This is a genomic window from Flavobacterium sp. LB2P53 (assembly GCF_003970305.1).
Taxonomy (GTDB): domain Bacteria; phylum Bacteroidota; class Bacteroidia; order Flavobacteriales; family Flavobacteriaceae; genus Flavobacterium.
On sequence record NZ_RYDG01000004.1, the window covers coordinates 23,400 to 38,903 of the forward strand.

The 15,504-nt window shown below is 33.9% G+C and carries 13 protein-coding genes and 1 tRNA gene; 10 read left to right on the top strand and 4 right to left on the bottom strand.

The window, feature by feature from the left end; genetic code table 11:
• Positions 1-18 precede the first annotated feature (18 nt).
• The 9 genes from EKL95_RS06290 to thiL all read left to right on the top strand — a co-directional run bounded on the left by EKL95_RS06290 (position 19) and on the right by thiL (position 10,372).
• Positions 19-1,308, top strand: coding sequence for an FtsW/RodA/SpoVE family cell cycle protein (locus tag EKL95_RS06290; protein ID WP_126461726.1), 1,290 nt, complete (start codon positions 19-21; stop codon positions 1,306-1,308).
• A 41-nt stretch (positions 1,309-1,349) separates the two neighbouring features.
• Positions 1,350-2,453, top strand: coding sequence for an undecaprenyldiphospho-muramoylpentapeptide beta-N-acetylglucosaminyltransferase (gene murG, locus EKL95_RS06295; protein ID WP_126563791.1), 1,104 nt, complete (start codon positions 1,350-1,352; stop codon positions 2,451-2,453).
• A 51-nt stretch (positions 2,454-2,504) separates the two neighbouring features.
• Positions 2,505-3,854, top strand: coding sequence for a UDP-N-acetylmuramate--L-alanine ligase (murC, locus tag EKL95_RS06300; protein WP_126562848.1), 1,350 nt, complete (start codon positions 2,505-2,507; stop codon positions 3,852-3,854).
• Positions 3,841-4,563: a cell division protein FtsQ/DivIB gene (locus EKL95_RS06305; protein WP_126461735.1), complete on the top strand. Its 723-nt coding sequence runs from the start codon at positions 3,841-3,843 to the stop codon at positions 4,561-4,563. The genes murC and EKL95_RS06305 overlap by 14 nt, the downstream gene beginning before the upstream one ends.
• A 6-nt stretch (positions 4,564-4,569) precedes the next feature.
• Complete coding sequence (gene ftsA, locus EKL95_RS06310; protein WP_126461738.1) at positions 4,570-5,958, top strand: cell division protein FtsA; 1,389 nt, start codon at positions 4,570-4,572, stop codon at positions 5,956-5,958.
• A 51-nt stretch (positions 5,959-6,009) separates the two neighbouring features.
• A complete protein-coding gene (gene ftsZ, locus EKL95_RS06315; protein WP_126563792.1) occupies positions 6,010-7,953 on the top strand; it encodes a cell division protein FtsZ in 1,944 nt (647 codons plus the stop codon).
• A gap of 267 nt (positions 7,954-8,220) precedes the next feature.
• On the top strand, positions 8,221-8,670 hold the full coding sequence (locus EKL95_RS06320; RefSeq protein WP_126563793.1) for a GatB/YqeY domain-containing protein: 450 nt from the start codon (positions 8,221-8,223) through the stop codon (positions 8,668-8,670).
• 71 nt (positions 8,671-8,741) lie between these two features.
• Positions 8,742-8,815: transfer RNA gene (locus tag EKL95_RS06325), tRNA-Arg, on the top strand.
• 510 nt (positions 8,816-9,325) lie between these two features.
• Positions 9,326-10,372, top strand: a complete 1,047-nt coding sequence (thiL, locus tag EKL95_RS06330) for a thiamine-phosphate kinase (RefSeq protein WP_126563794.1) — start codon at positions 9,326-9,328, stop codon at positions 10,370-10,372.
• Positions 10,373-10,433: 61 nt separating this feature from the next.
• Here thiL and EKL95_RS06335 read toward each other — a convergent pair whose 3' ends face one another.
• From EKL95_RS06335 to EKL95_RS06350, 4 genes are all read right to left on the bottom strand, one after another.
• Complete coding sequence (locus EKL95_RS06335) at positions 10,434-11,129, bottom strand: response regulator (protein ID WP_126563795.1); 696 nt, start codon at positions 11,127-11,129, stop codon at positions 10,434-10,436.
• 24 nt (positions 11,130-11,153) lie between these two features.
• Complete coding sequence (locus tag EKL95_RS06340) at positions 11,154-13,058, bottom strand: tetratricopeptide repeat-containing sensor histidine kinase (RefSeq protein WP_233589389.1); 1,905 nt, start codon at positions 13,056-13,058, stop codon at positions 11,154-11,156.
• A 224-nt stretch (positions 13,059-13,282) separates the two neighbouring features.
• Positions 13,283-13,468 (bottom strand): hypothetical protein, encoded by a 186-nt coding sequence (locus tag EKL95_RS06345; RefSeq protein ID WP_126563796.1) that lies wholly within the window; start codon positions 13,466-13,468, stop codon positions 13,283-13,285.
• Positions 13,469-13,642: 174 nt separating this feature from the next.
• Complete coding sequence (locus EKL95_RS06350) at positions 13,643-14,455, bottom strand: LytR/AlgR family response regulator transcription factor (RefSeq protein ID WP_126461756.1); 813 nt, start codon at positions 14,453-14,455, stop codon at positions 13,643-13,645.
• A 472-nt stretch (positions 14,456-14,927) separates the two neighbouring features.
• On the opposite strand from EKL95_RS06350, the gene EKL95_RS06355 reads away from it, so the two are divergent.
• Entirely contained in the window at positions 14,928-15,464 is a 537-nt protein-coding gene (locus EKL95_RS06355) for a DUF3575 domain-containing protein (protein ID WP_126461759.1), read from the top strand.
• Positions 15,465-15,504: the final 40 nt, after the last annotated feature.

Consider the following 15,504-nt stretch of genomic DNA (forward strand, 5'->3'; position numbering starts at 1 on the left):
AAAAAGCCAAAACCAAAAATGAAGCAACTAATAAACAATTTGAAAGGAGATAGAGTAATTTGGTCATTCGTGGCTTTATTGGCTTTGTTTTCCTTTATGCCTGTTTTTAGTGCGAGTAGTAACTTGGCCTATCTTGGTCGGGGAACCGGAAATACATTGGGCTATTTAGTCAAACATTTGGCTCATATTTGTATTGGTTTTTTAATTATTTACTGGGTTCATAAAGTACCGTATCATTATTTTCGGGCTATTTCTAAAGTAGGATTGCCCGTTGTTTGGGTTTTATTAGCCTACACCTTGATCAAAGGAACAGTTATTGCCGGCGCTAATGCCAGTCGATGGATTCAGGTTCCGTTTATTGGGGTCACGTTCCAAACGTCAACATTGGCCTCAATAGTGTTGTTTATTTTTGTAGCGCGGTACTTGTCTAAAACCAGAGAAGTCCCTATTACTTTTAAGTCTTCTATTTGGGAGCTTTGGACGCCGGTATTCATTACCTTAATGTTTATTTTGCCAGCTAATTTCTCAACAACGGCATTGATTTTTTCGATGGTATTGATGTTGGTTTTTATTGGAAAATATCCTATCAAATACATTGCAGTCATTCTGGGTTCAGGAATTGTATTTCTGGCCTTTTTTATTCTGCTTTCAAAAGCGTTTCCTGATTCGAAATTTTTTAGTAGGGTAGGAACTTGGGGAAACAGAATTGAAAGTTTTACCACAGATAAACCAGAGGAAGACGATTACCAAATTGAAAAAGCGAAAATTGCAATTGCATCCGGAAAAATATACGGATTAGGTCCGGGGAAAAGCATTCAAAAGAACTTTTTGCCACAATCTTCTTCTGATTTTATTTTTGCAATTATTGTAGAAGAATATGGGCTCATTGGAGGTTTAGGCGTGCTTACACTATACTTATTGTTGTTGTTCCGATTTGTTATTGCTTCACACAAAGCCACCACGCTCTTTGGGAAATTAGTCGTCATAGGCTTGGGTTTCCCAATGATATTCCAGGCCATGGTCAACATGGCTGTTGCTGTAGAATTATTACCGGTCACTGGACAAACATTACCCTTGATTAGCAGCGGAGGAAGTTCTATCTGGATGACGTGTTTTGCCCTTGGAATCATTATTAGTGTGACCAAAAAAGAAGAAGAGATCGTACAAGAATTGAAAGAAGCAGCCAAAAGGGAAGAAGCACTTCAGAAATTAATCGATAGGGAACTAGAAGAAGAAACAGTGGTTGAGGAATCCTATTCTATTGAAGATAAAGCGAAAAATCCATTGCAGGCAGTTTTAAATAAATAAGTTGTTTTATAAAAACACAATAACGCAGTAATTGATTGAAAATGAAACAGTATAAATTCATATTAAGTGGAGGTGGAACGGGTGGGCATATCTATCCGGCAATTGCTATTGCTAATGAATTGAAAATTCGTTTTCCGGACGCTGATTTCCTTTTTGTAGGGGCCAAAGATAAAATGGAAATGCAAAAAGTACCTCAGGCAGGCTACAAAATAATAGGGTTATGGATTGCAGGATTACAAAGACGATTCACCTTTGATAACACTCTTTTTCCAATAAAACTGATTAGTAGTTTATTGAAATCACGTACTATAATCAAACAATTTAAACCAGATGTAGTAATAGGAACAGGTGGTTTTGCCAGTGGACCGTTGTTACAGATAGCAGCGCTTTGCGGAATTCCAACACTGATTCAGGAACAAAATTCCTTTCCAGGAATTACCAATAAATTGTTAAGCAAAAGAGCCAATAAGATTTGTGTGGCTTACGAGAATTTACAGCGATTTTTTCCGAAAGAAAAAATGATTTTGACTGGAAATCCAGTGCGTCAGGATTTAATTGATATTGACAGTAAAAGAGCGGAGGCAATTCGCTATTTTGATTTAGATCCCAATAAAAAAACGCTTTTGGTATTAGGAGGAAGTCTTGGTGCAAGAAGAGTAAATCAGTTGATTGCTAAAGAAATTCTAACTTTTTCAGCCCATAATGTACAAGTGATCTGGCAATGTGGGAAATTGTATTTTGAGGAGTATAAATATTGTCAAGAAAATGAAAACATACAAATTCATTCTTTTATTGACCGGATGGATTTAGTATATGCAGCAGCAGATTTTGTGATTTCCCGGGCAGGAGCATCTTCTGTTTCGGAATTATGCATTGTTGGTAAACCGGTGATTTTTATCCCTTCGCCTAATGTTGCAGAGGACCATCAAACTAAAAATGCGCAAGCTGTAGTAGATCAAAATGGAGCAATTCTGCTTAAAGAAAATCAACTGGACACACAATTTAGTGTTGTTTTTGAGTCCTTGGTCAATGATCCGGAAAAACAGAAAGAACTTAGTGAAAACATAAAACAGTTGGCTCTGCCAGAAGCAACAAAACAAATTGTAGATGAAATAATTAAATTAGTCCAAATCCGAAAGGCATAAAGTCAAATGACTTTAAAACTTTAAGGCTTTAAGACTTTAAGACATAAAAAAATGAACTTAAATCAAATACATAACGTCTATTTTATAGGGATTGGAGGAATCGGGATGAGTAATCTGGCTCGTTATTTTCGCAATTTGGGAAAGCAAGTTTCGGGTTATGATAAAACGCCTTCTATTCTTACTACGGAGTTAATTGAAAGTGGAATTTCAATTCATTTCGAAGACAGTATTGATTTGATTCCAAAAGATTTTTATCTAGACAATACACTGGTAATTATTACTCCGGCTGTTCCTAAGACGCATTCTGAGTGGAATTTTTTTGTAGAAAGAAATTACCAAATCAAAAAAAGAGCCGAAGTTTTAGGGTTAATTACAAAAGACACCTTTTGTTTTGCGGTTGCCGGAACACATGGTAAAACAACTACATCAGGAATTTTAGGCCATCTTTTGTATGAAAGTGGTGCTGATGTTACCGCGTTTATTGGTGGAATAGTCGAAAATTATAATTCAAATTTAATAGGAAGCGGTTCAACCGTGACTGTAGTTGAAGCGGATGAATTTGACCGTTCCTTTTTGCATTTGCATCCTAATATTGCATGTATTACCTCAATGGATGCGGATCATTTAGATATTTATGGAACCAGTGAAGCAATAGAAGCTTCTTTCATTGAATTTGCTTCTAAAATAGAAGATAAAAACAATCTTTTCATAACAAAAGAATTGCCATTAGAAGGCATCACTTGTGCAGTAAACGAAGCGGCTGTTTACAAGGCATTTAATGTTAGAGTAGGAAACGGCAGTTACGTTTTTGATGTGCAAACGCCTACCGAAATAATTAGAGATTTACATTTTGGTTTACCGGGAAGACATAATTTAATGAATGCATTAATGGCTATTGCAATGGCTAACTTATTCGGCACCCCAACCGATGCCATTGCAAAAGGCATTGCATCATTCAAAGGAATAAAAAGAAGGTTTTCGTACCAAATAAAAACGGATAGAAAAGTATATATAGATGATTATGCGCATCATCCTACAGAGATAAATGCCGTGCATCAAGCAGTCAGCGAATTGTATCCAAATCAAAAAGTATTGGCTGTTTTTCAACCTCATTTGTTTAGTAGAACCAGAGATTTTGTGGATGATTTTGCTAAAAGTTTATCCGCCTTTGATGAGGTTGTTTTATTAGATATTTATCCGGCTCGTGAATTGCCAATGGAGGGTGTTAACGCACAATGGTTGATGAGTAAAATGACTAATAACCATAAAAAAATAGTTTCTAAAGAGGATTTAATTCCAACAATTTTAGCAAGCGGTGCTACTGTAATAGTAACAATTGGAGCAGGAGATATTGGAGAATTAGTACCAATCATAAAAAAAGCGATACATGAAAGTATTTAATTGGACCAATATTAGATTATTGCTCATGGTTGTGGTAGTGATTTTTCTTTTTTCGTTTACATCAGATCGAAATAAAAATAGAAAACTGTCTAAATCTGTCGTTGTTTTTGTAGGGGATAACGCTCCTTTTGTGCGGCAAGAAACGGTTGATAAATTGTTAATAGAAAATAAAAAAGAGGCATCAAGCATTCAAAAAGTTAATTTAGATTTGAATAAGTTGGAATCCACTCTCGATGCACATGCGATGATTGAAAAATCACACGTATTTGTAACCATTGACGGGGTGTTAAAAGCAGTAGTCAAACAAAAAAAACCTATTGCTAGAGTTTTTGGTGATGAAGGTTCTTTTTACATTGATTACGAAGGGAATAGAATGCCGTTATCAACTAATTTTACAGCAAGAGTTCCGCTTGTTTCAGGGAGAATAAATAAAAACAACAACGAAGATTTAACTAGTTTACTTCGCATGATTTATGAAGATGATTTTTTGAAAAAAAACATCATTGGAGTTCAAATTATGCCAAATGGAAGCTTAAAAATGTTAAACAGAAATTTTGACTATCAAATAGATTTTGGTAAATTGATACATGTAGCGCATAAATTTAAAAATTATAAAGCTTTTTTTCAAAAAGCGGTTTTAGACAGTTCGTTGTATAAATATAAGAAAATTGACCTCCGATTTACGGAACAAGTAGTTTGCACTAAATAATAGATAATGGAAAAAGAGAATATTGCAGTAGGTCTAGATATTGGGACAACTAAAATAGTTGCCATGATAGGCAAGAAGAATGAATATGGCAAACTAGAAATTTTAGGTGTAGGAAAATCTAAAAGTTTAGGTGTAGCAAGAGGCGTGGTAAATAATATTACTCAAACCATACAGTCAATACAGCAAGCGATTCAAGAAGCCGAAAATAATTCAGGTTATAAAATAAAAGATGTAGTGGTAGGAATCGCGGGACAACACATCCGCAGTATTCAGCATACTGATTATATCAGTAGAAGCAATCCCGAAGAAGTAATTGGAGGGAATGACATTCAGCTTTTGATTGATCAAGTAAATAAATTGGCCATGTTGCCAGGGGAAGAAATCATACATGTTTTGCCGCAAGAATTTAAAATTGACGGACAATCCGAAATCAAAGAGCCTATAGGAATGTATGGCGGACGATTAGAGTCTAGTTTTCATGTTGTAGTGGGGCAAGCTTCATCGATACGTAATGTAGGCAGATGCATTCAAAGTTCCGGAATCGAATTATCAGGTTTAACATTAGAACCATTGGCTTCAGCAGATGCCGTTTTGAGTCAGGAAGAAAAAGAAGCTGGAGTTGCATTGATCGATATTGGTGGAGGAACAACAGATTTGGCTATTTTTAAAGATGGTATTATTCGTCACACAGCGGTAATTCCTTTTGGTGGTAATGTCATTACGGAAGATATCAAAGAAGGATGCTCGATTATTGAAAAACAAGCTGAATTGTTGAAAGTTAAATTTGGTTCTGCTTGGCCAGGAGAAAATAGAGACAACGAAATTGTTTCCATTCCGGGATTAAGAGGCAGAGAACCAAAAGAAATTTCGTTAAAGAATCTTTCCAAAATAATTCATGCGCGTGTTGTTGAGATCGTAGATCAAGTATTTACAGAGGTAAAAGCATACGGTCATGAAGATCCTCGCAAAAAGCTAATTGCAGGGATAGTGCTGACTGGCGGAGGTGCCCAATTGAAACACATCAAGCAATTAGTAGAATACATTACTGGGATGGATACCAGAATTGGATATCCAAATGAACATCTAGCAGGGAATTCTGACGAGGAGATTTCAAGTCCTTTGTACGCAACAGCTGTTGGGTTAGTAATGAAAAGTATTGAGAATAAATCACAGAGTGCAGTTAGAAAAGATGCTGTAGAGCAACCAAGAACATTGGCTTACAGGGCAGCCGCGGCTGAAAATCTTGTGTATGAAATTCCTGAAAAAGAGGAAGAGGAAGGGGAAGAAGGTCAGAATTCAAAAGAAAAACAGAATTCTACCGTAAACAGAATACAGAAAAATTTCTTTGATCGTTATGTTGATAAGATTAAAGACTTTCTGGATAATGCAGAATAGACAGTAAAAACATTCACAAGAATTAATAATAAATATCAAAAACCAAATAAAATGATGAGCAACTCAGAATTTGGAAGTATTTCATTTGATTTACCAAAAAACCAATCAAATGTAATCAAAGTTATTGGTGTAGGTGGAGGCGGAAGTAACGCTATCAATCACATGTTTAAACAAGGGATCAAAGGCGTAGATTTTATCGTATGTAATACGGATTCTCAAGCTTTACAGAGTAGTTCTGTGCCTAATAAAATTCAGCTAGGAGTACACTTAACCGAAGGACTTGGTGCAGGAGCAAACCCGGATGTTGGACAGCAATCAGCTATTGAAAGCATTTCCGAGATTGAAAAAATGTTGGATCGCAATACTAAAATGGTATTTATCACAGCCGGAATGGGTGGTGGTACTGGTACGGGTGCTGCACCAGTAATTGCACAATTGGCTAAAGAAAGAGACATTCTTACGGTGGGTATTGTGACTTTGCCTTTCTTGTTTGAAGGGAAAGTGCGTCAGGAACAAGCCTTAATTGGTATCGAAAAATTACGCAAACAAGTCGATTCTTTAATTGTTATCAATAATAATAAATTAAGAGAAGTATATGGAAATCTTGGTTTCAAAGCAGGGTTTTCAAAAGCAGATGAAGTTTTGGCGACAGCCTCAAGAGGTATTGCCGAAGTAATTACGCATCACTACACCCAGAATATCGATTTAAGAGATGCGAAAACAGTATTGTTTAATAGCGGAACGGCTATTATGGGATCTTCTGTTTCTTCAGGTGAAAACAGAGCTAAGGAAGCGATTATCGCCGCTTTAGATTCTCCTTTGTTGAATGACAATAAAATTACAGGTGCCAAAAACGTATTGTTGCTTATCGTTTCTGGAACTAATGAAATTACCATTGACGAAATAGGAGAGATTAATGATCACATACAAGTGGAAGCAGGCCATAACGCTAACATTATCATGGGAGTTGGTGAAGATGAATCTCTGGGAGACGCTATTGCTGTGACCATTATTGCCACAGGATTTGATATCGAACAACAAAACGAAATTGTAAATACAGAACCAAAAAAAATAATACATACACTAGGGGACGAACAGCGAAGTGTTCATAATCTAACCAACAAGACAGTTGCTGCATTTGATTTGAATATGGAATCACCATCGACTAATTCAAATGAGAGAGTTATTTTTGATTTATTAGAAGATACAGTAGCTGCTCCTGAGCCAGTGGTAACGGTGCCAGTCATTAATAACGAAGAACTAATCGTTATGTCTGAATTTATCAAAAACTTAGATGTGACTTTTGAAATTGTTTCTCCAATAACAGATATTGATTTTACAATCACATCACCTGTCGCCGAGGTTAAAGAGCTAAAGACTATTCAGCCAAAAGCAGTAGAAAGACAGGAACAAACTACATTCTCCTTTGATCTGCCACTTTTTAAAACAGCGCCTGTAGTTCCGGTAGAGGCCAGTAAAATTTTATTTGAATTGACTCCAGAAATGAGTGATATAAGAGTAAATGAAGCCGTTCAATTTGTTCCGGTAACGGAATTGACAGATAACGGAATCATTAAATATTCTCTTGAAGAATATATGGAGCCAGAAAATGATTTCATGGCAAAACCAGTAGCGAAAACTCCAGAGGTTGTAATTCCGGAGGAATTAAACATTACCATGAAACAAGTTGACAGCGCAGCGCTGGTTCCAGTTGACTTTCAAGCAATTTCGCCTACTGAAATGACTATCGAAGAATCATTGCGAATGAGAGCGGATGAAAGAAGGAAAAAATTAAAAGAATTCAATTATAAGTTTCATAACAATGTCTCTAAAATTGAAGAATATGAAAAAGAACCGGCTTACAAAAGATTAGGAATAGACATTTCAAACCATCAAGCTAATAATACGAATTCTAGAATTTCTGTAGGAACGGATAGTAATAATGATTTGCAGCTGCGTTCAAATAATTCATACTTACACGATAACGTGGATTAATGAACTCAAAATAAACTAAGTAACCCGAAAATTTAATTTGATTTTCGGGTTACTTTTTTTGTGTAATCTGAACAAGGCAATTTGTTGTTAATTCCAGTAAATTTTTTTAAATTTGTCGGGCATTAAAAAAGCGGTTGTTTCAAGTCCCGCAAAAAAAGCAGGAGCCTTTACTACCCTTTCGAACATTCAGAAAAGTAGTGGTTTTATAATGAGCATTTCAATAATCGATTTGATAAATAATCGATTAATAAATAAACACTAAATATTATGAGTTTATCAATACACATCATGGACGAAATTAAAACAGCCATGAGAGCCAAAGACACAGTTGCTCTAGAAGCCTTAAGAGCTATTAAATCTGAAATTTTACTAGCGCAAACCGCTACAGGATCAAAAGAAGAAATCTCAGAGAATGATGAAATAAAATTGCTTCAAAAATTAGTAAAAACCCGTAAGGATAGCGCTAAAATTTTTACAGAACAAAATCGTTTGGATTTGGCTGAACCAGAATTAGCACAAATAGCAGTAATAGAAAAATTCTTGCCAGCACAATTAAGCGAAGCAGAAGTAGAAGCTGTAGTAGCAAAAATCATTGCCGAAACTGGTGCCGCAGGCATTGCAGCAATGGGAAAAGTAATGGGATTGGCCGCAGCACAATTAGGTGGAACTGCTGAGGGGAAAACGATCTCTACTATAGTTAAAAAATTATTGACATAGATTTATGATTTAAGAGCAACAGTTTTATATATAGGATATAAAACTGTTGCTGAATAATCTGAAATAATATTGACTGCGTAGTTCAACTGGATAGAATATCAGATTTCGACTCTGAGGGTTGCAGGTTCGAACCCTGCCGTGGTCACTTTAATACCCTGTTTACAGTACTTAACAAACATTTTAGTTAACATTTAGTTAGCCATTTTAAAAAACACTCATTTTCTGGGTGTTTTTTTAGTTCATATAAGTAACTGAAATAAATTAAAATTCCCCTCTAATATTAAAAAAAAATCTGATTAATCAACTATTAATAGAATTTAATTAAATAATGTTTACACGCACGTAACAGATAATGCAATATTCAATATAATTCTATTGATTGATTTTATACACGCGTAACAGATAGGTGCAAACCTTTATTTTTACGCTTGTTTAATTTGAATTTAATTAGGTAATGCAAAAAAATCGCTCATCTCTGAACGGTTGTTTTTACATCATAAGTGAATTTTCAATTATGCCCAACGGGTAACGATATCAAATAATTTCATTTTGTCCGATTTAAGTATTTGAAAGTTCGAATGAAATTAATGAAAATTGGAACAAATCAAGGCGAATATTTCTTTGTATATTTGCAACCTCAAAAATAATTTAAATAATGATCGAAGATAAAAACCCACAACGCACAAGTATTGCTCAGTTAGGCGAATTTGGATTGATTGCCCATTTGACAAAAAACTTCAAAATCAATCAGCCTTCAACTTTAAAAGGAATTGGCGATGACGCCGCTGTTTTGGATTTCAAAGATAAAAGAGTAGTAGTTTCGACGGATTTATTGATAGAAGGTGTGCATTTTGATTTGGCATACATGCCCTTAAAACATTTGGGCTACAAAGCGGTAGTGGTCAATGTTTCTGATATTTGCGCCATGAATGCTAAACCCACGCAAATCACGGTTTCAGTAGCAGTCTCTAATCGTTTTCCTTTAGAAGCTTTGGATGAATTGTTTGCAGGAATTACGCATGCTGCAAATGAATACAATGTAGATGTTATCGGTGGGGATACGACTTCCTCCCAGAAAGGGTTAATCATCAGTATAACTGCCATTGGCGAAGCAGATGAAAATGAAATCGTGTATAGAAATGGTGCCAAACAAACAGATTTATTAGTCGTAACTGGCGATATTGGGGCTGCTTATATGGGGTTGCAAGTTTTGGAACGCGAAAAGCAAGTGTTTCAGGTGAATCCAAATTCACAACCGGATTTAGATGCGTACACATATTTAATTGAACGACAATTGAAACCGGAAGCACGCAAAGATGTTCGTACTCTATTGCACGCTTTAGAAATAAGACCAACTTCAATGATTGACATTTCAGATGGATTATCGTCTGAGATTATGCATTTGTGCAAACAATCTAAGGTAGGGTGTAATTTATACGAAGACAAACTACCAATTGATCCAACATTTATTAATGTTTGTGAAGAATTCGATATCGACAGTACCACTGTTGCCATAAACGGAGGCGAAGATTATGAATTGCTTTTCACTATTGCCATGGACGATTTTGAAAAAATCAAAGGGAATCCAAACTTTACAATCATTGGGCACATGACACAAGAAAGCGAAGGCGTTCATTTAGTGACTCGTGCCAACACGAAAATAGCATTGAAAGCTCGTGGTTGGGATGCTTTGAGTGAATAGAAATCTCTTTAAAACAAATAAAAAACGACACCTATTAAGTGTCGTTTTTTATTTGATAAAATTAAAATAGCAATCCTTTGTTTTTAGCTTCCTGGACTAAATCAATATCGCTTCCATGTTCTATTTTTAATAATTCTTTTAAATTCAGTTTGCGTTGCTCAATTGCGCCAAGTGAAATTGGAATATATTGTGGAATGTCATTCAGCTTGGTTCCTTTTGATATATGAAACAAAATATCTTTATCAAATTGATCAATTTCTATTGTATTTTCCTCTGCCTGATTCAACATTTTTAAAACGGACTGGCTGTAATATTTTTCGTTTTTTATAACCTTATCGAAAGCAAAAATTAATTCATCAAAAGTTAAATCGTTTTTTATAACCAGTCCACTTGGATTTATTGTTTTGATAATGGTTTTTATCTTCAACAATTCGGTATACATGGTTAGTAATATAATTTTGCAGTTTGGCATGTATTCTAATATTAATTTTGCCAAATCCTCGCCGGAATAAATATTTTTTTCTTCATAAGGCGGCATACTAATATCTAAAAAAGCAATGTCAAATGGCACAACAGCTGGATTGGTAATAATATGGTAGGCTGATTCGCAATCTTTTGCTTTAGTTATAAAAAACTCGAATTCCTCCGGATTATACCTCGTAATTGCATTTTTATATCCTTCTATTATAAAAGGATGGTCGTCAACTATTAATATTTCATTCTTTGTTTTTACTGTATCAACGGAATCATTAGCCATTTTGTATAAGTTGTAAGATTGTTTTTATTCTATTGGGGTGGTAACCGTTATAATTGTTCCTCCTTTTTTTGAGGATTGTATGTCAAAGATACCATCGCATTCTTTGGTCCGAAAAAGTATGTTTTGCAGACCAATGCCTTTTTTAGCTGTTTTTATATTAAAACCAACACCATTGTCACTAATTTTTAAAATCAAATGATCTTCTTCTTTTCTTAGTTCTATTTTAATGGTATTAGCATTAGCATATTTATTACTGTTTTGGAGTGCTTCCTGCAGAATACGGTATAAATTGATTTTTAGCGAGTTACTTACTAGTTCCCATTTTATAGCTGGATCAATACTTGAAATTAATTTTGATTTATGAGTCTTTTTTTGGTCTTCAAATAAATTATTAACTATGGCGACGAAGTTATTAATTAATTCTGATTTTTCTCTATTCAAGTCATGTGAAATTTCTCGAATATCCTGCTCAATATTTTTTAATTCTATTAAATAATTATTTCTCTTTTCCACAGCAGTCCCGTCAACAATCTTATTCAAGCTGTCCAAGTTAATTCGCACTCCAAATAGTCTGCCTAAAACGCCGTCGTGTAATTCGCGTGCTACTCTTTTCTTTTCCTTAATTCTATTTATTTCAATCGTGTTTTGTTGTGTGATCATTAAATTATAGATCTCTTCATTGGCCATTTGCTGTTGTTGCTTGAATAACAATTCTCTGTTTTTTGCTTTTTGGGTTCTAATGACAAAGGAAAATAAACCAAGCATTGCTAAACCACTAAAAATATAGACTAAATTCCTGTTTTGTTGTACTAAGTCCTTATTCTCGTTTTTTATTTCCTCTGTTTCGTATTCGATACGGGTAAATTTATTACCCATTTTACGTTCTGATTTTTGTAATTTCTCGCTGACTTGAATGTATTCGTTTCCATAAACTGCAGCGTTTTGTGGCTCTATAATTGATAATTGCTTCAGCGAATTTAAAACATTACGATAATTGTTTGTTTTTTTGGATAATTCAAGGGCTTGTTTGGCAAACTGACTTGCTCGTAAAGTTTCATTCTTTGAAATGAAATATTCGGATAAATTTATTTTACTGGCTATGACACCCGTAGTAAGTTGTAAACTATCTCTGATTTTTAATGACCGAAAGAACAAACCTGGCAACCCTTCCTTTTCATTAAGCTTGAATTTAGAATACGCTAAATTATTCAATAACATGGCGTATAATGATGGCTTATCTTTAAATACATTTTTTTGATCTAGTCCTTTTTGAAAATATATTTTCGCCTGCTTGTAGTCTTGCGTCTTAAGGTGGAGGTAACCAATGTTATTGTAAGAAGTCGCTTTTGGCTGATAAAAAGAGGCCATTAACTCGTCATCAATACTGGCTAAAGCTCTATTGTGATACCTCATGGCATTTTTATAATCCTCTAGTTCATTATAAATTAATCCTAATAAATTATAAGCTTCATACAAGATGTCGCTTTGGTCAGTATTCTTTATGATTTTTAAAGCTTTAGAAGCTGCTTTTTCAGACCCTAATAAGTCATTTTGATTAAATTGTAAATTAGCTTTTATTATTATAGTTTTTGCGACGTTATAATTGTCGTTTAACTCAAAATACATTTTTTCTGCTTTATTATAATAAAAGAATGAACTATCCGGAATGCCTTGAGAGTCATAATAATCTCCTAAATAATTATTCCCTTTTGCCATACTAAATGCATCTTGCTTCATTTCAGCTTTTTCAAGTACCAATCGCACTGTTATTATATACTCCTTCCAATTTGCTAAGTTATAATAGCGATTAGCAATCTTGAAGAGGTTTACACGATATAAAGAATCATTTTCTTGTGGAGTTATGACTTGAAGTGCTTTTTTTACGTATTTTTCTCGTTGCTCAGACGGTAAATCAAAATCGTTGGACAATAAAAAATATGTAGAAAGGCTATCTTTAGAATCTAAAGTAATTTTATTTGGAGTATTTTTTTGAGTACATCCACAAAATAAAAAAATAAAAAAAAGTGTTGTATATATAGGATGTTTCAATAGTAAAAAGTTTTACCATCAAAAATAAGAAAATAAACGTATTAGCATAAAAAAAGCTGCCAAAAATTTGACAGCTTTTATAATTTAAAAAAAAATATATGTGGTTAGTCCATTTTTTTGTTTCCACCAGCAGAACCATTTCCAACAAGATTTAGTTGTACGTTTTCAATTTTGAAAACTTCTGCTTTGTTATCATTTTTTGTTGTTGAAGTAATTTCTTCATTTGAAGTAAATGAAGTTAATACCATTACTAAAGAAAATAATCCGATTGTTAAAATTGCTTTTTTCATAATTTGGGAATTTTATATTGTTGTTTGATTTTACTTTTCTAGAACCACATTAGCGTGGAATTCTTTTGTAAATCTACACAGACAACTTAATTTTTTCCTACAAAAAAAAGGGTATATGGTAGAACCTGCCCGAATGATAGTGAATGGGTATTAAATCCGGGTGAACGGACAATTTTAGATTTCTAAATAATTTCCGTTAGCAAATTCAGAGATAATAAGGTCGATGTTTGTCTTGTAAGACTTAGAAAAAGGAAGTTTTACGGTACTGTTTTTTATGTAACACACAGAATTTCCGCTGTGAATTCTGGAAATATAGTTCCTATTTACAATATAACTGTTGTGAATCCTAATAAAGGGATATGACAATACCCCTTCAAAATGTTTCAATGTTTTAAAAGCCGTAATCATTTCCCCGTTATTTAAATGAATGTCCGTTGAATTATTATCGGCTCTAAGGTAACAGATGTCTTTTGCATCAATATAGCGATAATCCCCATATGATTTAATGCACAAAGTGAGTGACTGGCCCTGATGTACTGTTTCAGGTTGTGGCAGGAACGTTGGCTTTTCTTCAAGGATGATCGATTCATTTAAAGCAACCTCGCTTTCGACTTCCGATTTATTTAATTTTAAAATCAATTTTATTACATCGATTGGTACCAGTGGCTTTAATAAATAATCCATCACTTCATATTGTATTGCTTCAAAAGCCAACTCTTTTTTACGGGTGGTAATAATAATTTTAGGAATTATTTTTAGGTAACGGTGCAATTCATTGATCAATGCCAAAGACAAATTGCTAGTTGTATCAACAGGATCGATTTCAAGAAAAACTAATTGTGGCGTATGTTCTAAAATTAGATGTAGTCCATCAGTATAATTATTTGCGGAGGCCACAAAAGTTAGTTCTGAAAAACCATCAGCAATGCCTTTTGTTTTCAAAACACTTTCTTGATTGTCGTCAATAATAATGTACGAATAATTCATCAATTGCTTTTCCTGGGATTGTTAAGCATTACATCCGATTTCCAAAGCAAAATATACTTTGGTTTATTAAATTAGGTGGGGTGTTTTAGCAATTTAATGAAACAATAATATCAAAAAATGACTAAAATACTTGTGTTTAACATTCTAAAAATAAGCATTTAACTATTTTTTTATAGGTCTTGTTAATATGTTTTTAACAAATGTTGATACATTAAGATGAAATGCAGATTTATCCGATTAAGAACATGATTACTGTTTTAATAGACGTTTGAATTTAAATTCATTTCGTAAACACCTCTAGTTGTCAGCATAAAAACTTTCCTAAAGTGAAGCTGTTACTTGTTGTGCTGATGATTCAAAGAGTATGAATGTCGATTGATAATAACTTTGTCCGAATTAACCACCAAAAAGTAACTGTTAAAAATATTTTTTTTAAAAATTTATCTTACTTTTATTCCAAAAAACAAAAACTATGAAAAAATTATTTGTCTTAATTTGCTTAACTTCTTCTTTATTTGGTTTTAGCCAAGAAAAAGAAACAATCGATTTTCAAAGAAATGAATTAAAAGGGAATGCGCTATTTTTAGTTCTAGGAGCGGTAGAATTAACTTATGAACGACTAATTAATGAGGATACTGGATTAGGAATTTCACTCTTTTTTGTGGCTGAAGATGAATTTGACACTAACTTTAGTCTTACTCCATACTACCGCGCTTATTTTGGAAAAAAACCAGCTGCTGGATTTTTTGTAGAAGGTTTTGCAATGTTAAATTCATATATAGATCACGGCTACACAACATACTATTACGATAATGGAACGACAATAACTAATTTTGTAGCAGATGAAGTAGGAGCTGATTTCGCACTTGGTTTTGGTCTTGGATCCAAATGGATTCATAGAAAAGGATTCGTCTTTGAATTTAATGCTGGAATAGGACGCAATTTATTTAGTGATAATAGTCCAGAGATAGTAGGACGTGGCGGAATAACGTTAGGATACCGATTTTAAACAAAAAAGCTTCTCAATCGAGAAGCTTTTTTTGAATATA

Bases quoted from the DNA above. Each gene is read 5' to 3' on its own strand.
- murG (WP_126563791.1), top strand. From the start codon at position 1,350: ATGAAACAGTATAAATTCATATTAAGTGGAGGTGGAACGGGTGGGCAT.
- ftsZ (WP_126563792.1), top strand. From the start codon at position 6,010: ATGATGAGCAACTCAGAATTTGGAAGTATTTCATTTGATTTACCAAAA.
- EKL95_RS06345 (WP_126563796.1), bottom strand. From the start codon at position 13,468: ATGAAAAAAGCAATTTTAACAATCGGATTATTTTCTTTAGTAATGGTA.
- EKL95_RS06305 (WP_126461735.1), top strand. From the start codon at position 3,841: ATGAAAGTATTTAATTGGACCAATATTAGATTATTGCTCATGGTTGTG.
- EKL95_RS06355 (WP_126461759.1), top strand. From the start codon at position 14,928: ATGAAAAAATTATTTGTCTTAATTTGCTTAACTTCTTCTTTATTTGGT.
- EKL95_RS06290 (WP_126461726.1), top strand. From the start codon at position 19: ATGAAGCAACTAATAAACAATTTGAAAGGAGATAGAGTAATTTGGTCA.
- ftsA (WP_126461738.1), top strand. From the start codon at position 4,570: ATGGAAAAAGAGAATATTGCAGTAGGTCTAGATATTGGGACAACTAAA.
- murC (WP_126562848.1), top strand. From the start codon at position 2,505: ATGAACTTAAATCAAATACATAACGTCTATTTTATAGGGATTGGAGGA.
- thiL (WP_126563794.1), top strand. From the start codon at position 9,326: ATGATCGAAGATAAAAACCCACAACGCACAAGTATTGCTCAGTTAGGC.
- EKL95_RS06350 (WP_126461756.1), bottom strand. From the start codon at position 14,455: ATGAATTATTCGTACATTATTATTGACGACAATCAAGAAAGTGTTTTG.
- EKL95_RS06335 (WP_126563795.1), bottom strand. From the start codon at position 11,129: ATGGCTAATGATTCCGTTGATACAGTAAAAACAAAGAATGAAATATTA.
- EKL95_RS06320 (WP_126563793.1), top strand. From the start codon at position 8,221: ATGAGTTTATCAATACACATCATGGACGAAATTAAAACAGCCATGAGA.